This window comes from Roseibium sp. RKSG952, from assembly GCF_009711355.1.
The window spans coordinates 19,090-35,384 of sequence record NZ_SMMF01000924.1 but is presented as its reverse complement, the minus strand read 5'-3'; the positions used below and the strand labels follow the sequence as shown (position 1 = coordinate 35,384).

Genomic DNA, 16,295 nt, shown 5'->3' with positions numbered 1-16,295 from the left:
GGACCCATGGAAACGGCCCGCTATCTGAAACGCCGCAGCGAGATCGAAACATATTTCGACCGCACCGCGCTCGAGGCCTGGAAACGGCTCACCAGCACCGAGAAGGTGAGCGGCATCCGCGCGACGGTGCGGGCAGGCCGGGCGGACATGCGGGCGGCTATCCTGTCACGGTTTCCCGATGACCTTGACGGCTGGCGCATTCTGGATGCCGGTTGCGGCGGCGGCGGGTTGGCGCTGGAGCTGGCAAATCGCGGCGCGGATGTGCTGGGCGTGGATCTGTCGGCACAAATGATCGACCATGCCCGCGAAGGCTTGCCGCCGGTCACCGGGGGCGGGACGCTGACGCTGATGGCTGGTGACATGCTTGCGCCCGGGGGCGGGAACTTTGACGCGGTTGTCGCCATGGATTCGCTGATCCACTATCCGCGCGCGGATGTCGCAAACGCCATCGCCTCCCTGGCATCGCGCACCCGGCGCAAGATGGTGTTCACACTGGCACCGCGCACGCATTTGCTCGCCGCGATGCATTTCATCGGACAGCTGTTCCCGAAATCCGACCGCTCCCCCTCGATCGAACCGGTGCGGACCGAGAATTTACTGCGCGAGCTTGTTGCGCGGCCTGATCTGGACGGCTGGAAAACCCGCGCGCCCTATCGGGTTGCACGGGGGTTTTACATTTCCGAACTGCAGGAGCTCGTCCGCCGATGAACCCGCTGCGCAGCATGAATGGCCGGATGGTCGCCTTTTGGCAGACGCTGGGCCCGCGTGCGCTGCCCTTTGCGGATGCGGCGACGCCGGATCTGCCGCTTGGCCGCTTGATGCGGCTTTCGATGTTCCAGTGGTCGATCGGGATGGCGGCCGTGTTGCTGACCGGGACCTTGAACAGGGTGATGATTGTCGAGCTCGGAGTGCCGACCAGTCTGGTCGCACTGGTTGTTGCCATTCCACTGCTGGTCGCGCCGTTCCGGGCACTGATCGGTCACAAGTCGGACACCTACCGGTCGCTGCTCGGCTGGCGCCGGGTGCCTTACATCTGGATGGGCACGCTGTTGCAGTTCGGTGGTCTGGCGATCATGCCGTTTGCCCTGCTTCTTTTGCAGTCGCAGACAACCGGGCCGGAATGGGCAGGCCCCGCCGGGGCGTGTCTTGCGTTCCTGCTGACCGGGCTCGGCATGCATATGGCGCAAACCGCCGGACTGGCCCTTGCCACGGATCTTGCCGCCGAAGAGACCCGTCCGCGCGTTGTGGCGCTGATGTATGTCATGCTGCTGGTCGGCATGCTTGGCGCGTCGCTGGTTTTCGCCTGGCTGCTGTCTGATTTCTCGCCGAAAACCCTGATCCAGGTGGTGCAGGGAGCAGCCGTTGCAACGGTTTACATCAACATTGTCTGCCTTTGGAAACAGGAACCGCGCAATCCGCAGTTCACCCGGCCTGACCGCCAAACCCCGTCCTTCCTCGAGGCGTTCCGGGTCTACCGTCAGGACAAGGGCACCTTGCGCCTGCTCGTTGCGGTGGCGCTGGGCTCGGCCGGTTTTGCCATGCAGGACGTGTTGCTGGAGCCCTATGGCGGCGAGGTGTTGAAGTTATCTGTCAGCCAGACGACGCTGTTGACGGCGATCTGGACCTTCGGGACCTTGCTCGGCTTTGCCTATGCGGCGCGCGCGCTCGCCCGGGGCTGGAACATGTACCGGCTTGCCGGGCTCGGGCTTCTGATCGGGGTTTGCGGCTTTTCCGCAATCGTGTTCTCCGAACCTCTTCAGGCGGCAAACCTGTTCCGGGCAGGCACGCTCTTGATTGGCGCAGGCGGTGGTTTGTTCGCGGTTTGTACCTTGCTTGCGGCGATGGCGCTGGCGGACAGGTCGGACAACGGATTTGCCATCGGGGCCTGGGGGGCGGTGCAGGCGACGGCCATCGGGCTGGCGCTGGCGGCCGGTGGTCTTGTCCGCGATGCCGTCAATGCGCTCGTGCCCGCGGGCGGTGTGGAGGCTGCGCTCCACGCTCCGGCCGCAGGCTACGGCGTCGTCTATCACATTGAAATCGCGCTCTTGTTCGGAAGTCTGGTTGCGATCGGACCGCTGGTCAGCCGGCACCGCCCGGCGGCCCGGACCGGTTCCGTTCAATTCGGTCTGGCGGACCTGCCCGGATAAGGCCGGGTCACTCTTGGGAGAAGTGTCATGGAAATCGGAGCCATAACCCAGCACATTGATGTCGCTCAGGTGACGCTCTACGTCTTCTGGGTGTTCTTTGCGATCCTGATCTTCTACATCCGTCTGGAAGACCGGCGGGAAGGCTATCCGCTCGAATCCGATGGCAGCGGGGCCTACAACAAGGATCCCTGGCTGTTTGTGCCGCCGGCAAAAACATTTCTCTTACCGCACGGCCATGGCGAAGCCAGTTTCCCGGACGGCAAACGGGACAATGAAGACCGGCCTGTTCCCGGCGAAAAGATCGCACCGTTTGAAGGCGCGCCCTATGTTCCGACCGCCGACAATCCGATGCTGTCCTCCATCGGGCCGGGGTCCTGGGCCGAACGCTCCGACACCGTCGATCTGACCCATGAAGGCGCGGCCAAGATTGTGCCCATGCGGATCGACAAGGACTGGTCGATTGCCGAGGGCGACATTGATCCGAAGGGCATTCGGGTTGTCGGGTGCGACCTGATTGTGGTCGGCAAGGTTGTCGACGCCTGGGTCGACCGGTCCGAGCAGATGATGCGCTATCTGGAGGTGGAAACCGAGGTCGGCGAGGCCTCGCGCCGGGTGCTGTTGCCGATGAATTTCACGGTCATGCGCAAGACGCGGGAGGGCGAGCGGATTTTCTATGTGCATGCCATCACCGGCGAGCAGTTCGCGCTTGTTCCGGGCACCAAGTCCGACAGTTCGGTGACCTTGCTCGAAGAGGACAAGATCACGGCCTATTTCGGGTCCGGACTGCTTTATGCGACCCCGGCACGTCAGGAGCCCTGGGCATGAGCATGTATCCCGATACTCCCGAACATGATCTGGAGCCTGTGCCGGGTCTGCCCGCACGGTTGCCGGAGGGCGAGCATATCCTCTGGCAGGGGGCGCCGGACGGCGGGCTCGTGGCCAGGCGGGTTTTGAAATCGCGCTGGATTGCCGGGTATTTCGTCCTGCTTCTTCTCTGGAACATGGCAAGCGGGTTCCTGGACGGGGTGTCGCCCTGGGCCATCGCGTTTTCCAGTGGTGCGATCCTGACCATGAGCGGGATTGCCGTCGGACTGATCGAGCTGTTTGCCTGGGGGGTCCAGAAAACAACCCTTTACACGATCACCAACAAGCGCATCGTCATGCGCATCGGCGTGGCCCTGTCCGCGACCTTCAACCTTCCCTTTGCGAGAATGCTTTCGGTTGACATGCGCAAGGATGATCAAGGGCGCGGTGATATCAGCCTGCAGATGAAGCCCGGTCACCGGCTGTCCTTCGTCGTGTTCTGGCCGCATGTCAGGGGCTGGCACGCCGGGAACACCATGCCCCAGCTGATTTGCCTCAAGGATGTGGCGGCACCCGCCCGTATTCTCGCAGGCCAGCTGGCGATGGCTTCAAGCCGGTCGCCGGTACTGGCCGCATCCGGCGTTGAGGCGGCCGATACGGCAACACAAGTGGCAGCGGAGTAGATCTCATGGCGCATCGGCGATCCTTCGGCAGTCTTGACGCCAAAAGCAAACGGCGTCCGATCCGCTTTCCGGTCATTCCGCTTTATGCAGCCTTCGGGTTGATCGGGCTTGCGGTCTTGGCGACCGTCTTCGGAACCCTCACCGATATCGGAACGGTGCGCGACACATTCGGCCAGCCGACCGCTATCCGCGATATCGTCATAACGGGGAAGGTCTCCGAACCGGTCCTCGTTCATGATGCACGCACCGGCGACCTGATCCGGACCTTCGCTGTCGAGGATGGCGGATTTGTTCGCGGGTCTTTAAGGGCGCTTGCCCGTTTGCGGCTTGTCGAGCAGGCGGCAGCTGATGCGCCCTATCGCCTGATCCGCTGGGAAAACGGCATCATTTCCCTGTCCGACACGATCAGTGGCGAGCGGATTTACTTGAATGCATTCGGTCCGGACAACGCAGCCGCCTTTGCTGCGCTGCTGGGGCCGGGGGAAGGAGACAGGTCATGAGCATGCTGTCGGTATTGTTCCGTCGCAGGGAGACCGTTCCCTGTACGATCGAGATCAACAACACCTGGGAGGCACTCGGCGCGCATCTGCGTTTTGACGGTGGCGTCGTTGTGCATCCGGGCGACGAAGTCATTGTGGAGGGCGCGCCGGTCGAGCTGCCCTACGGCGAGACGGGATCGTTCCGCCGGACTGCCGTGATCACGCGGGCATCCGGTGTCGAGCGCGCCTGGACCCGGGCCACCGGCGATCTTGAATTCATGGAACTGTGCGAATTCTCGTTTTCGGAAAGGGCAAGGGCATGAACAAGGCACTCGATACGGCGTCGATCGAAAAGGACGCCCGGCCGGTCAATGACACGACCCGCGCCGCACTTGAATCCACCATGCTCAATCCGCGGTTCTACACCACCGATTTCGACGAAATGGACCGGATCGATGTCTCCGGCGTGCGCGAGGAGTGGGACGCGCTGATCGCCGAGATGCGGGCCGATCCCAACAAGGGGCATTTCAAGCGCAATGCCGATTGGGAGGACATCGATATCGACGGCTTGCCGGATGATCTGCGCGCGGAGCTTGTCGACTTTCTGGTCTCCTCGCTGACGGCGGAGTTCTCGGGCTGCGTCCTTTACAAGGAAATGAAGCGCCGGGGCAAAAACAGGGAAATCTGCGAGCTGTTCGGCTTCATGAGCCGGGACGAGTCGCGTCATGCCGGCTTCATCAATGATGCGCTCAAGGATTTCGGCATCGGCGTCAATATGGGTTTTCTCGCCAAGGCCAAGAAATACACCTTCTTCAGGCCGAAATTCATCTATTATGCCACTTATTTGTCGGAGAAGATCGGATACGCCCGCTACATCACCATTTACCGGCATCTCGAAAAACATCCCGAAAACCGGTTTCATCCGATTTTCAAGTGGTTCCGCGAGTGGTGCAATGACGAGTTCCGCCATGGCGAGGCGTTTTCACTCATCATGCGCTCGGACACCAAGCTGATCAGCGGATGGAACACCTACTGGATCAAGTTTTTCCTGCTGGCGGTGTTTGCGACCATGTATGTGCGCGATCATGCAAGACCCGCCTTTCACAAGGCGCTGGGCATTGAGATCGACGACTATGACATGCGTGTTTTCCGCCTGACCTCAGAGATTTCCCGTCAGGTGTTTCCGGTTGAGCTTGATCTCGATAATCCGAAACTGATTGTCGGCTTCAGGAAGCTGGAGCGGATCAATCAGGCGATTGGCCGGGCAGACGCGCGCGGCGGCATTGGCGGCTGGGTTGCCAAGAGGGCGCATATGCTGCGCGCGGGGGCCTGTTTCCTGCGGCTTTACATGCTGCCGGGCAAGCCGAACCAAATTCCCGCGACCAGCCGTCTGCATCCGGTCTGGTGACCGGTTGAAATCAGGAGCCTTGAGCCCATGTCTGGTTTGATTGCCGTTGGCGTTGCAATTCTGGTCTGGTGGTTTGCCACCGGGGCAGTTTTGATTTTGGCCCGGCAGGGCGGGCACCGGGCGGGCATGTCCATGGCGATCGTGTCGGTTCTGGCGCTGGGCGGTGTCGCGGTTCTCATGGGAACGGCGGACCAGCAGACGGTTCAAGGCACATATCTTGCCTTTTTCGCCGCACTTGCCGTCTGGGCCTGGCATGAAACGGCATTTCTTCTTGGCGTCATTACCGGTCCGCGCCGGGTGGGGCTGGATCACGTGCCCAGGGAGCGAAGCCGGTTCCGGGCTGCCTTCAGGGCGGTGCGCGATCATGAATATGCACTGGCTGCAACCGCGCTGCTTCTGGTGTTTTTGTTGGCGGATGCGGCCAATAAAACGGGACTTTGGACATTTCTTTTGTTATGGGGCATGCGCCTGAGTACGAAGGTCAACATATTTCTGGGCGCCCCGCATGCAGTGAATGATCTTTTGCCGCATCGACTTTCTTATCTGGAAACGTATTTTCGGACCGATCGTCTCAGCCGGGTTTTCTGGATTTCCTTAACGGCTTGCACCGTTATACTACTGACTTTGGCTGGGGCCGCTTTTTTGGCATTGTCCGACGATGTCCGCGTGATGTGGAGCCTTTTGTCGGCATTTGCCGGGTTGGCACTGATCGAGCACTTGTTTTTGGTCCTGCCGGTGCGTGACAGCGTATTGTGGCATTGGGCCGCCCGGCTTTGTCCCGCAAGGCCGGACAACGATATAAGAACGGCGAAACCGCCGGAAAAACCAGAAGACTCCTGTCCGAAAACGGCCGGGGCGTAGGCGAAAGGAACCGTCAGATGGATCTGAACGCATATCTTGAGGGGCGCCTGGAAAAGCTCCACGACAACGGCAATTACCGCGTATTTGCTGATCTGGAGCGCAAGGCAGGGGCGTTTCCGCGCGCCACAAGATACCGTCCGGATGGCGACACCGAGGAAGTGACCGTTTGGTGTTCCAATGATTATCTCGGCATGGGCCAGCACGACAAAGTGGTTTCGGCCATGCAGGATGTCATCGGCAAATGCGGTGCAGGGGCAGGCGGCACCCGCAACATTTCCGGCACCAACCACTATCACGTCCTGCTTGAGAACGAATTGGCGGATCTTCATGCCAAGGAAGCCGCGCTGATTTTCACCTCCGGCTATGTGTCGAACTGGGCGGCTCTGGGGACCCTGGCGTCCCAAGTGCCGGGCATGATCGTCTATTCCGACGCCTTGAACCACGCCTCGATGATTGAAGGCATTCGCCACGCCCGCTGCGAAAAGCGGATTTTCAAGCACAATGATCCGCAGGATCTCGCAAGGCTGATGGCGGCCGATGATCCGGACGCGCCAAAGATGGTGGCCTTCGAGAGCGTTTATTCCATGGATGGCGATATCGCACCGATCAAGGAGATCTGCGATGTTGCCGACCGGTTCAACGCGATCACCTATCTTGATGAGGTCCATGCCGTCGGGATCTACGGTCCGCGCGGCGGCGGTGTGGCAGAACGCGAGGGCCTGATGGACCGTGTGACCATTATCGAAGGCACATTGGGCAAGGCTTTCGGTGTCATGGGCGGCTACATTACGGGCTCAAGAACCATCGTCGATTTTGTACGGTCTTTCGCAAGCGGCTTTATCTTCACGACCGCCCTGCCGCCGGCACTGGCCGCAGGTGCAGCCACATCGATCCGGCATTTGAAAGAAAGTTCTGCCGAGCGCGACGCGCATCAGGCGGCCGTTGCCAAGGTTCGCAAGGCTTTGGACCAGCGCGGGATTCCCCACATGTGGAACCCCAGCCATATCGTTCCTGTCATGGTCGGGGATGCCAAGAAGTGCAAATGGATCTCCGATATCCTGCTGGACACCTATGGCATCTACGTTCAGCCGATCAACTACCCGACCGTTCCGGTTGGCAGCGAGCGTCTGCGGATCACGCCGACCCCGTTCCACACCGACGATGACATACGGCACCTTGCCGGCGCGCTGTGCGATCTGTGGTCGCAATGCGCACTGGCGCGGGCCGTCGCCTGACGCGATGAGCCGCGTCGTTTCCTTCACGCTTTTCGGGTTTGAAACGACGCGCGCCAAAGCTTGGGCCCTTGGTCAAATGGCCGTGGCCAAACGCCAGTTCCGGCGGATCCCGGGGCTTGAATTCTTCAAGTTGATGGGAACAGGAGCGGGAGCGGGCTTTTCCGCAAGGCCGGATTTCGGAACGTTTACCTTTTTCGGTGTTTGGCCGGGCGTCAACGAGGCCAGGAACGCGCTGGAAAACGCGCCTGTGCATCAGCGGTATCTGGAACAGGCCGGACGGTTCATGACCTTCTTTCTGGAGCCGGTTTCGGCACGAGGTTCCTGGGACGGGTATCAAGTCCCTGTTGCAGACGGGCGAAGGGTCCAGCACACGCCCGTCGTCGCGCTGACCCGAGCGACCATCCGGCCGGAATGTGCCTTTTCCTTCTGGCGCCATGTCTCGGCGATTTCCGATCAGGCGGAACGGGATGCGGCTCAGTGTTTCATGATCGGAACCGGGGAGCTTCCGTGGGTGCGTCAGGTCACCTTCAGCATTTGGACCGATGAGGACGCGATGCAGCGCTTTTCACTGGATACGCCCAATCATGGTGTTGCCGCCCGCAAGGCCTATGCGGAGAACTGGTTTGCCGAATCCTGCTTTGCCCGGTTCAACCTGATGGACATGGTCGGCGCATGGCCGGGAGCCGAGCGCATACCATTTTCTTCGCTTTCGGCAGCGGCAAACCGCGCCGCCTCCTTGCGGGATCAACACAATCATACCCGGGAAACACCGGTCCAATGACCCATCAACCGATTATCATTCCGGCGATCGCTGCGGACGGATCGCTGTTTCCGGTCGAGAAGCTGCAGGCCCATCGCGATGCGCTGTTTCACCTGGCGGTCTCGGTGTTTGTATTCGATGACGATGCGCTCCTGATCCAGAAACGGGCGGCGTCAAAATACCATTGCGGCGGGCTTTGGGCGAATACCTGCTGCAGCCATCCCTACTGGAACGAGGATCTCAAGACCTGTGCCGAGCGCCGGTTGAAGGAAGAGCTTGGATTTACCGTGCCTCTCACGGAAAAACGCGTCGTCGAATATTCGGCAGATGTCGGTGAGGGGCTGCACGAGCACGAAAAGGTCACTATGTTCACCGCATCGGTGAACCGGCACGAACTGGATCTCCATCCCGATCCGGAGGAGGTCTCGGTGACTAGATGGCTGCGGCCGGATCAGCTGCGGGCCGAGATCGCGGCGGCTCCCGGGGCTTTCACGCCCTGGCTACGTATCTATGTCGAACGGTTTCCCGAACTGGCATTCTGAGATCCAAGGCCGCCTTATACATCGGTTTGAATAGACCTCTGCATGGTGTGGCTTTTGAAATCGACGCGGAACGCGCCGCTTGACGGTCAAAGGCCCTTGACAAACAATTCCTTATGACGAAGCGGCCCGGAAGCCTTTCAAGGCAAAGACCGCCTTCAAAGGCGTTCCGTGAACACATCATTTCCAGCGCTCACGAATGATTTTGGAGAGAAATGCTGTGTTCTGCCGCGCAGCGGGCAGTATGCAGGGATATCTGCCTCCGAAATCATCTGCAGCCGTGGTCCGCCAGACGCGGGCTTGTCAAAAAAAATGCCAGACCGCCGAAGCCGTCTGGCAAGGTGCTGCGGGCAAGGTTGCCTTCAAAGACCTTGACCGGAACCATCAAGAATTGCGTTGGCTCCAGGCATCAGCGTCCTTGCAAGGCAAGGGGCAGGGCCCCGGAAGCGGGACCCGATGAGGTGTCAATCCGCTGACACCACTTGTGTTTTGGCAGCGCCGTTTTCGTTTACAGAAGAGGATGTGCTTGAAGCTGCGGGTGCGGCGGGTTCGAGTTTCTGCGTCTCACCCGGCTTGTAGGTGGTGTAGTCGGGCACACCCGTATTCGTGGTTTGACCGAGAGCAGCGAGATAGTCCTTCAGCATGGACACGCCATAAAGCGGCTTTTGAACGCCGTTGTGGCAGGTCGAGCACCCGATCTTCAGCACATCGCCTTCAGGCCCCAACCGGTTCTCCGGGAAGACCGGTGTCAGACCGACCATATAGTCCTTGTTCAGGGCCCGGGTCATGCGAATGCCGTACCACGCCGTCACGCGCTGGGGCGGGCTTGGGTCCCATTCGTTGAAGGCGCGCGAATTGTGGCAGGTCGTGCAATTCGCCCCGAGGCTCTCCGACATGTGGATCATCAGGGCCCAGGTTGCTTCCGTGTCACGGGTTGTGGCGGTTTCCTTTCCGGTCGGCAGAACCGTGTTGCCATGGACATTGATATTGCGGTCGCCAAGAAGGTAGTAGGCAAGTGCATTTTGCGGCAAAGAGGTCAGACCTGCAAAGCGCGCGACCACATCCTGACCGTCCCGGTATCCGAGATCGCCGCCGGCCGGTTTGGGCCAATTGTCGAACCACCAGACATTCTTTGGGACCGGCTGGCCCCGGTGGCAGGTGTAGCAAGTGACCCCGACATCCGCGACGTGGTCCTTCCAGTTCGCGTTGACTGCCTGGTTCATCTGGATCATGCGCCGGGACACGACCTTCTGATAGACATCATCAAGCGCAAAGTTTTCCTCGTTGTGGCAATAGGCGCAACCCTGTTCGGGAGCCACCCATTCGGTGATCGAGGCCATGAACTGGTTGAACTGGTCATCCGAGAGATCACCCAGAACCTGGACGTTCTCGTAGATATCCCCCGCCTTGTCGCCTTCGGGGTCCGGCTCCCACGGGGGGGCCGGAACTTCGTTGGCAATACGCAATTCCTTCTGCTTTTCGACATCCTTGTTCAGGACCATACCGGTGCCCCGGTAGCCGATCTGTTCGGACTCAACCGGTGGCAAATCCCAGTCTGGCGCCAGAAGGAGAATGAGGGCGAAAATCACCGCAGCGCTGGCTGCGAAGGTGGTTCCGAGTTTCATTGTCCCGATCCTCCCAGTGCCGGATCGACGACAGTGCCCCAGGATTCCGGGATCGGGGTGGGCGCGACGATGCCGTGCTTGATGCCCCACAGGTACCAGTTCTCGACCACGGTTCCGGTCAGCAGGATGCCGATGCCGCCTGTAAGTGTCGTAAGAACTGCAAACCACCAGGCCCAGCGGTGAATCGATTCCATCGTCGCGTTGAAGCCCATGGTCCAGCGCCAGAACAGGGCAGCGCGTTCGGAGGCCGTGCCGCGGTCGGTGATCTGTTCCAGCTCCCGCTCGCCGCCATACCGGGTAACGGCCAGAATTGTTCCGCCATGCATGGCAAACAGCAGCACCGAGCCATAGAGGAACACGATCGACAGGCAGTGGAAGGGATTGTAGTAGAGATTGCCGTAGCGGATCGACAGCGCTGCGGTCCAGTCCAGATGCGGAAAGATGCCGTAAGGCACGGCCTCCGCCCAGCTGCCCATCAGGATCGGCCGGAACAGGCCGAGCACCAGAAACAGCCAGATGGCGGATGCAAAGGCCCAGGCCACATGGGTTCCAAGCTGAAGCTGGCGGGCGCGTGTATAGACCCTAAGCCACCAAAGCAGCACGGACACCAGCAGGAACAGGCTGGCGATCAGGTACCATCCGCCTTCATTGAGAGGCACGAAGACGGACAAGCCGTATTTCGCGGGCGGCGGCTCAAGGGCGAGCCAGAACAGTTGCCGGACGAACTGGATCGGGTTCCAGCCGATCGAGGCGAGCATATTCAGCCCGGTGATGACAAACCAGACCGCTCCGGCCAGCAAAGAGGCCGTGCCGAGAAAACCGAGATAAATCGGGCCGATTTGCGCGTTGCCGAACCAGCCTGCGATCCAGTTGAAAAAGGGCTTGCCGGTGCGTTCATCGTTACCCTTTGGCAAGGCGATGCCTGCCTCGAGTGGCCCGCGAACCTGGATCTGGGTGAAGATGTTCTGGTATTCCATGGTTTTATCCCCCCCGGTTCCAGATCGGCAGATCGAGCCACCAGCTCCACCATTCCGGCCAGCCCTGATTCCAGAACGGGCCGCTGATCACGATGCAGACCGCGCTCCAGAAGCCGGCATTCAAGGCCAGCAACAGTCCGAGCCGGTGAATGCCGAGCGTGCCGACCGAATAGCCAATGGTGTCGCGGAAAAAGGTGTCTTCGTATTCGGGCACCTTGACTTCAGCCTTTTTCGGCGGGAAGTCGTCGGTGTTGCCCGGGTTTGCGGCCGACAGGATCAACCCGCCATGAAGGGAAAGCGCCAGTGTCGTGGTGAAGAAGAAGGTCACCGCCAGCATATGCGCCGGATTGTAGTGGAAGTGCAGATACTGGTAGCCGACATTCGACACCCAATCGAGGTGGCTGAAAATCCCGTATGGAAAGCCATGCCCCCATGCCCCGAGCAGGACCGGGCGGATCACCACCAGCGTGACATATGCGAAGATGGCAACGCCAAAGGCCACTGGAACATGATAGCCGATGCCGAGCTTGCGGCAGATTTCGACCTCCCGGAGCGCCCAGGATCCGAAAGCCCCGATTGCGCACACGGTTATGATTTGCCAGAGCCCGCCTTCCGCAAGCGGTGCCAGAGCCAGCCCATAGCTGAGATCGGGCGGATTGATCGAAATGCGCCAGATGTTCCAGGTTGGACCGATCGCGGCGCCGTAAAGGATCAGGGCGGTGCCGAGGGCGGCAAAAAAGATGGTCATCATTCCGAAGAAGCCGAGATAGAACGGACCGATCCAGAAATCGAACAGATCGCCGCCAATCAGAGTGCCGCCGCGGACACGGTATTTTCTTTCGAAGCTCAAGAGCGCCATCGTTCATTCCTCCGATTGCGGTGAACCGGCTTGCTGGTCGTTGTGACTTTTCGTCGTGTCTGGTCCGGGATGGCTGCGGGCAGGCAGGCCTGCTCCGCCCGCAACCTTGGTGTCCACTCGTTGACCCGCCGCAGGTGCCCGGCCATGCCGTGCCTCCGCGACCGGTCCTTGCCGGTTAGACCGGGGCTCCGACGAGCCAGTTGAAGCGTTCCGTGCTGAGCAGGACGAGATGAATCAGAACTGCCAGCGAGAAGAGGAAAACGCCCTGGACGACCAGCGTCTTGCGCGGGTCGAAAATCATCCAGATTCTCCACATTGTGCTTCTCCCTTACGCGAGTGTTGGAAGGAGCGCCGTGACCGTCTGGCCAACGTCTTCAAGAGACGCATAGCCCTGCGGTCCCGGAATCCACGGGCGCCAAAACCAGACCAGCAAGTGTGCGACGACCGCAATCGCCACAAACAGGAACATGCCCTGGAGATAGTACTTGTGGAACTCCTGCGCCTCGCCCTCGGACATGCCGCTGAGCGAGACGGAATTTGGACTGGACATAAAAATACCTCCTAGTCGCAAACGCTGCGGCCCCCCGCAGCCGGGTCGCCTCCGGACCGCCGTGAAGCGGTCTTTCGGCGGTCTCGCCGGCCTTGCGGCCAACGATCCTTTCGCCACGGGCTAGATGATGAATGCGTAGCCCGCGGTGGCATGGGCTGCGGCCCATGCTTCTGAAATCAGTCCTTGACCGGTTGCCGGTCTTTGTCCCTTGACCAGGGTCACCGTCCGTTGCGCGGTCACCATGCCGAGGCACAGGATGAAGGACAGGGCGACCAGCAGGCGGTATTCGGCCCGGTCCTGCCAGCCGTCGATCCGGCCCTTGTGTCTTGCTCTCGCGTTTCGCATGTGCTTCCTCCATGCTTTGCCGGGTACGCCCGGCCCGTCAGGCAGCCGATCCGGCTGTCAAACCCGTGCGGGCGGCCCTGACATCCTCCATCATCACAACGTCCCGCCCGTTGGTTCGGGCTGTGGCCTCGGACGCATCACGCAGGCGCTTGGCTGCGGAGATGCGCACAAGGACCGGTTCTTTCGAAACAAGGTCTTCCAGGTGTTTGGCGGCGGCGTCCTGCCAGCTCATTTCCAGGCGTCCGCGCGCCGGTGTCGCCTCGACACGGTCCATGTCGCTCGACAGCGGCAGGATGTGGAACAGCGCGTCAAACAGTGCGTTGCAATATTCCTGGGTCAGCCAGACCGCGCCCGAATAGCCCATCACCGGCGTGCCGGTGTGCCGGCGGATGATGGCACCGGGAAAGGAAACCGGGATATAGGCTGCACGCGTGCCGGTTTCGGCAAGGTACAGCCGTTCATTGTAAGAGCCGAACATGATCATCGGTTTGCTGTCGCCGATCTGGCGCCGGATCGTTTCATTGTCCGGCTTTACACCGGCCCGGCGCTGCACCGAAAAGGCACAGGGCATACCGAGATCGTCTTCCAGAAAGTGCCGGATACCGCGCTCATAGGTTTCCGAGGCAACGACAGCAAAGCTTGCCGTGCCGAAAAAGTCCTGTGTCACCGAGCGCCACAGGTCCCAAAGCGGCTTCAAGGTCGTGTGGCGCTCGCGCTCGATGAAGGGTTCGGGATCAAGCCCCAGAAGGTCGCCGAGCTTGCGCAGGAACGCGGTGGTCGAATGCAGTCCGATCGGGGCCTGCAGGTAGGGCCGGTCGAGGCATTCACACAACAGGCGGCCGAATTCCCGGTAGAGGCAGACATTCACTTCAGCCTCTGCCAGCCGTGGCACGGCGTTCAGGTTGCTGCCGAGCGGGAAGGTCATGTGGACCTCTGCCCCGATCCCCTCGATCAGACGGCGGATTTCGGCGAGGTCGGAGGGCATGTTGAAGGTGCCGTAGATCGGGCCGATGATGTTGACCTTCGGTCTGTCCCCGGGCTTGCGGGGCTTTGGCGCCTTCACCTTGCCCTTGCGCGGTCCGAACTCTGTCCAGAGCCATTTCAGCGCGCGGTCGGCCGATTGCCATTGGTCTTCGTCGATGGTACGCGGCAGGAATCGCTGGATGTTTGCGCCTTCCGGGGTCACCCCGCCGCCGATCATCTCGGCGATGGAGCCGGTGACGACGACGGCCGGCAGGTCCGGGTCCAACGCCTTGCGCGCCCGTTTCATGGCATGTTCCGTGCCATGCTGGCCAAGTTCGTCCTCCGACAGGCCGGTGACGACAATGGGCAATTCATGCGGGGGGAGGGCGTCGGTGTAGTGCAGGACCGAGGTCACCGGCAGGTTTTCGCAACCGACAGGCCCGTCGATGATCACCTGCAGGCCCTTGATCGCGGTAAAGGCATAAACCGATCCCCAATAGCCGCCGGCCCGGTCGTGGTCGATGATCAGCATCCCACAGCCTCCCCGTTGTCGACGGCATTGCGCGAGGTGTGGCTGGCCTTGGCGTGGCGTTTGCGGACGGCGCCGAGATCTTCCGGTGTGTCTTGCCAGATCCCGGCCTTGTCACCCGTGCCGGCGCCCTCGAAAAAGGCATGCATTTCGTCAAAGCGGCCCTTGTTGGCAAGCGCTGCGTTGATCACCCCTGCAAGCGATCCGGCCCCTGCGGGCCCCATCAGCGGCCGGGCGGAAATCAGGTTGGTGAAATAAAGCGCCGGGGTGGCACGCTCCTTGGCATGCTGGACCACCGGTGTGGTGCCGATGGCAAGGTCCGGCTTAAATTCCTCAAAGGCGGCGATGTCCTGTTCCAGCGAGGCGCGGAACTGGACGTGAACGCCTCTCGCCCTGAGCCACTCCGCATCACGGTCCGAAAAGGGTGTCGCGGGGCAGGCCGTGCCGACATATCTGAGATCCGCACCGCTTTCGGCCAAGAGCCGCCCGACGAGAAGTTCCGAACCTTCATAGCCGGACAGGGTGATCCGTCCCCGTATCGGATGAGCGCTCAGGGCCTGCGATATGGCTGCGCGCATGGCGTTGCGTGTGCCGTCAATCCGCGGGCGCGCCACGTTGCAGACGGTGCCGATAGCGTCAAGCCACTGGTCCGTGCCCTCGGCCCCGACCGGGGCGGAACCGATCACAGACCGGCCGGCGGCGCGGAATTCGCGGATGGATGCGGTGTAGAACGGATGAATGGCGGCAACGGCTGCACAGTCAAGCGCGGAATAAAGCTCGCGCCATTCGCGCACCGGCACAACCGGGCCGCAGGCAAGACCGAGCGGTTCCAGCAGCTTTCCGATGATCATCGGATCGGCCGGGAACATTTCCCCCAGTAGCGTGATGGTGGGCCGGTCTTCGGTCTGGCCACGCGGCGGCAGGACCGGGCCAGTCTCCGCTTCCTGTCTGGCATAGGCCAGCATGGCGCCCGACAGAACATCCTTGGCTTCGGCATGGGTGGGCACGCCGAAACCCGGCACGTCGATGCCGACAATACGCACGCCGTCGATTTCCCGCGGCAGCATTTGCAGGGGAATGCCGGAAGCGGTTGGCACACACAGGTTCGTGACGACAATTGCGTCATACTTGGCCGGATCGGCCATCAGGTGGACCGCGTCGCGGATGTCTTCGTAGAGCTTGCCGGTAACCAGTGTTTCGGAATTGAACGGCACATAGCCGACCGAGCGCCGCGCGCCATAAAAATGGGATGTGAAGGTCAGGCCATAGACACAGCATGCAGACCCGGACAGGATCGTGCCGACCCGGCGCATGCGCAGGCCGACCCGGAGCGATCCGAAGGCCGGGCACATGGATTGCGGCTGATCGTGGGGACCAACCGGATAGTCACGTTCGAGAGCGTTGAGCACCTCGCCCTTGCCGGAGGCCATGGCCGCAGCCTTCAGCTTTTCAGCGCCCGCATGGCATCCGGCAGCCCCATCCTGGGCTGCGGCTTGTTCGGGAACTGTGTCGGGGGCGCGGTCCATCCTCT

Annotated in this window: 19 protein-coding genes; 11 read left to right on the top strand and 8 right to left on the bottom strand. The window is 61.2% G+C overall.

Annotated features, from left to right (window positions below):
- Window positions 1-6 precede the first annotated feature (6 nt).
- From bchM to idi, 11 genes are read left to right on the top strand one after another with little or no spacing between them, the layout of a single operon-like run.
- Window positions 7-708, top strand: coding sequence for a magnesium protoporphyrin IX methyltransferase (gene bchM / locus E1297_RS22620; RefSeq protein WP_155142518.1), 702 nt, complete (start codon window positions 7-9; stop codon window positions 706-708).
- Window positions 705-2,147, top strand: a complete 1,443-nt coding sequence (locus E1297_RS22615) for a BCD family MFS transporter (protein WP_155142516.1) — start codon at window positions 705-707, stop codon at window positions 2,145-2,147. Before bchM ends, E1297_RS22615 begins: the two co-directional genes overlap by 4 nt.
- A gap of 27 nt (window positions 2,148-2,174) precedes the next feature.
- Window positions 2,175-2,972, top strand: coding sequence for a photosynthetic reaction center subunit H (gene puhA, locus E1297_RS22610; RefSeq protein WP_155142514.1), 798 nt, complete (start codon window positions 2,175-2,177; stop codon window positions 2,970-2,972).
- Window positions 2,969-3,634 carry a photosynthetic complex putative assembly protein PuhB gene (puhB, locus tag E1297_RS22605; RefSeq protein WP_244327855.1) on the top strand — a complete coding sequence of 222 codons (666 nt, stop codon included), beginning with the start codon at window positions 2,969-2,971 and terminating at the stop codon, window positions 3,632-3,634. The genes puhA and puhB overlap by 4 nt, the downstream gene beginning before the upstream one ends.
- Before the next feature lie 5 nt (window positions 3,635-3,639).
- The gene (puhC, locus tag E1297_RS22600; RefSeq protein WP_155142512.1) at window positions 3,640-4,134 is read left to right on the top strand and encodes a photosynthetic complex assembly protein PuhC; all 495 of its coding nucleotides are present in this window, start codon (window positions 3,640-3,642) and stop codon (window positions 4,132-4,134) included.
- The gene (locus E1297_RS22595; RefSeq protein WP_155142510.1) at window positions 4,131-4,436 is read left to right on the top strand and encodes a hypothetical protein; all 306 of its coding nucleotides are present in this window, start codon (window positions 4,131-4,133) and stop codon (window positions 4,434-4,436) included. The genes puhC and E1297_RS22595 overlap by 4 nt, the downstream gene beginning before the upstream one ends.
- Window positions 4,433-5,521, top strand: a complete 1,089-nt coding sequence (gene acsF, locus E1297_RS22590) for a magnesium-protoporphyrin IX monomethyl ester (oxidative) cyclase (RefSeq protein ID WP_155142508.1) — start codon at window positions 4,433-4,435, stop codon at window positions 5,519-5,521. Before E1297_RS22595 ends, acsF begins: the two co-directional genes overlap by 4 nt.
- Window positions 5,522-5,548: 27 nt before the next feature.
- Entirely contained in the window at window positions 5,549-6,382 is an 834-nt protein-coding gene (puhE, locus tag E1297_RS22585) for a putative photosynthetic complex assembly protein PuhE (protein ID WP_155142506.1), read from the top strand.
- A 17-nt stretch (window positions 6,383-6,399) separates the two neighbouring features.
- The gene (hemA, locus tag E1297_RS22580; RefSeq protein WP_155142504.1) at window positions 6,400-7,617 is read left to right on the top strand and encodes a 5-aminolevulinate synthase; all 1,218 of its coding nucleotides are present in this window, start codon (window positions 6,400-6,402) and stop codon (window positions 7,615-7,617) included.
- Window positions 7,618-7,621: 4 nt separating this feature from the next.
- Complete coding sequence (locus tag E1297_RS22575) at window positions 7,622-8,398, top strand: spheroidene monooxygenase (protein WP_155142502.1); 777 nt, start codon at window positions 7,622-7,624, stop codon at window positions 8,396-8,398.
- Window positions 8,395-8,919, top strand: a complete 525-nt coding sequence (gene idi / locus E1297_RS22570; protein WP_155142501.1) for an isopentenyl-diphosphate delta-isomerase — start codon at window positions 8,395-8,397, stop codon at window positions 8,917-8,919. The genes E1297_RS22575 and idi overlap by 4 nt, the downstream gene beginning before the upstream one ends.
- Window positions 8,920-9,380: 461 nt before the next feature.
- On the opposite strand, the gene pufC is transcribed toward idi, so the two are convergent.
- From pufC to bchY, 8 genes are all read right to left on the bottom strand, one after another.
- Entirely contained in the window at window positions 9,381-10,541 is a 1,161-nt protein-coding gene (gene pufC, locus E1297_RS22565) for a photosynthetic reaction center cytochrome PufC (protein WP_155142499.1), read from the bottom strand.
- A complete protein-coding gene (gene pufM / locus E1297_RS22560) occupies window positions 10,538-11,518 on the bottom strand; it encodes a photosynthetic reaction center subunit M (RefSeq protein WP_155142497.1) in 981 nt (326 codons plus the stop codon). The genes pufC and pufM overlap by 4 nt, the downstream gene beginning before the upstream one ends.
- Before the next feature lie 4 nt (window positions 11,519-11,522).
- Entirely contained in the window at window positions 11,523-12,377 is an 855-nt protein-coding gene (pufL, locus tag E1297_RS22555) for a photosynthetic reaction center subunit L (RefSeq protein WP_155142495.1), read from the bottom strand.
- A 175-nt stretch (window positions 12,378-12,552) separates the two neighbouring features.
- Window positions 12,553-12,693 carry a light-harvesting antenna LH1, alpha subunit gene (pufA, locus tag E1297_RS22550; RefSeq protein WP_155142493.1) on the bottom strand — a complete coding sequence of 47 codons (141 nt, stop codon included), beginning with the start codon at window positions 12,691-12,693 and terminating at the stop codon, window positions 12,553-12,555.
- Between the two features lie 12 nt (window positions 12,694-12,705).
- Window positions 12,706-12,927: a light-harvesting antenna LH1, beta subunit gene (gene pufB / locus E1297_RS22545; protein ID WP_155142491.1), complete on the bottom strand. Its 222-nt coding sequence runs from the start codon at window positions 12,925-12,927 to the stop codon at window positions 12,706-12,708.
- A 120-nt stretch (window positions 12,928-13,047) separates the two neighbouring features.
- The gene (locus E1297_RS22540) at window positions 13,048-13,272 is read right to left on the bottom strand and encodes a hypothetical protein (protein WP_155142489.1); all 225 of its coding nucleotides are present in this window, start codon (window positions 13,270-13,272) and stop codon (window positions 13,048-13,050) included.
- A 37-nt stretch (window positions 13,273-13,309) separates the two neighbouring features.
- Entirely contained in the window at window positions 13,310-14,767 is a 1,458-nt protein-coding gene (gene bchZ / locus E1297_RS22535) for a chlorophyllide a reductase subunit Z (RefSeq protein ID WP_155142487.1), read from the bottom strand.
- Window positions 14,761-16,290 (bottom strand): chlorophyllide a reductase subunit Y, encoded by a 1,530-nt coding sequence (gene bchY, locus E1297_RS22530; protein ID WP_155142485.1) that lies wholly within the window; start codon window positions 16,288-16,290, stop codon window positions 14,761-14,763. Before bchY ends, bchZ begins: the two co-directional genes overlap by 7 nt.
- Between the last annotated feature and the right edge of the window lie 5 nt (window positions 16,291-16,295).

What these genes read in the sequence shown, in the direction of transcription:
- E1297_RS22615 (WP_155142516.1), top strand. Translation starts at nt 705, where the DNA reads ATGAACCCGCTGCGCAGCATGAATGGCCGGATGGTCGCCTTTTGGCAG.
- pufC (WP_155142499.1), bottom strand. Translation starts at nt 10,541, where the DNA reads ATGAAACTCGGAACCACCTTCGCAGCCAGCGCTGCGGTGATTTTCGCC.
- pufL (WP_155142495.1), bottom strand. Translation starts at nt 12,377, where the DNA reads ATGGCGCTCTTGAGCTTCGAAAGAAAATACCGTGTCCGCGGCGGCACT.
- puhC (WP_155142512.1), top strand. Translation starts at nt 3,640, where the DNA reads ATGGCGCATCGGCGATCCTTCGGCAGTCTTGACGCCAAAAGCAAACGG.
- idi (WP_155142501.1), top strand. Translation starts at nt 8,395, where the DNA reads ATGACCCATCAACCGATTATCATTCCGGCGATCGCTGCGGACGGATCG.
- E1297_RS22595 (WP_155142510.1), top strand. Translation starts at nt 4,131, where the DNA reads ATGAGCATGCTGTCGGTATTGTTCCGTCGCAGGGAGACCGTTCCCTGT.
- acsF (WP_155142508.1), top strand. Translation starts at nt 4,433, where the DNA reads ATGAACAAGGCACTCGATACGGCGTCGATCGAAAAGGACGCCCGGCCG.
- puhA (WP_155142514.1), top strand. Translation starts at nt 2,175, where the DNA reads ATGGAAATCGGAGCCATAACCCAGCACATTGATGTCGCTCAGGTGACG.
- bchZ (WP_155142487.1), bottom strand. Translation starts at nt 14,767, where the DNA reads ATGCTGATCATCGACCACGACCGGGCCGGCGGCTATTGGGGATCGGTT.
- bchM (WP_155142518.1), top strand. Translation starts at nt 7, where the DNA reads ATGGAAACGGCCCGCTATCTGAAACGCCGCAGCGAGATCGAAACATAT.
- bchY (WP_155142485.1), bottom strand. Translation starts at nt 16,290, where the DNA reads ATGGACCGCGCCCCCGACACAGTTCCCGAACAAGCCGCAGCCCAGGAT.
- pufM (WP_155142497.1), bottom strand. Translation starts at nt 11,518, where the DNA reads ATGGAATACCAGAACATCTTCACCCAGATCCAGGTTCGCGGGCCACTC.
- puhB (WP_244327855.1), top strand. Translation starts at nt 2,969, where the DNA reads ATGAGCATGTATCCCGATACTCCCGAACATGATCTGGAGCCTGTGCCG.
- pufA (WP_155142493.1), bottom strand. Translation starts at nt 12,693, where the DNA reads ATGTGGAGAATCTGGATGATTTTCGACCCGCGCAAGACGCTGGTCGTC.
- pufB (WP_155142491.1), bottom strand. Translation starts at nt 12,927, where the DNA reads ATGTCCAGTCCAAATTCCGTCTCGCTCAGCGGCATGTCCGAGGGCGAG.
- E1297_RS22575 (WP_155142502.1), top strand. Translation starts at nt 7,622, where the DNA reads ATGAGCCGCGTCGTTTCCTTCACGCTTTTCGGGTTTGAAACGACGCGC.
- hemA (WP_155142504.1), top strand. Translation starts at nt 6,400, where the DNA reads ATGGATCTGAACGCATATCTTGAGGGGCGCCTGGAAAAGCTCCACGAC.
- puhE (WP_155142506.1), top strand. Translation starts at nt 5,549, where the DNA reads ATGTCTGGTTTGATTGCCGTTGGCGTTGCAATTCTGGTCTGGTGGTTT.
- E1297_RS22540 (WP_155142489.1), bottom strand. Translation starts at nt 13,272, where the DNA reads ATGCGAAACGCGAGAGCAAGACACAAGGGCCGGATCGACGGCTGGCAG.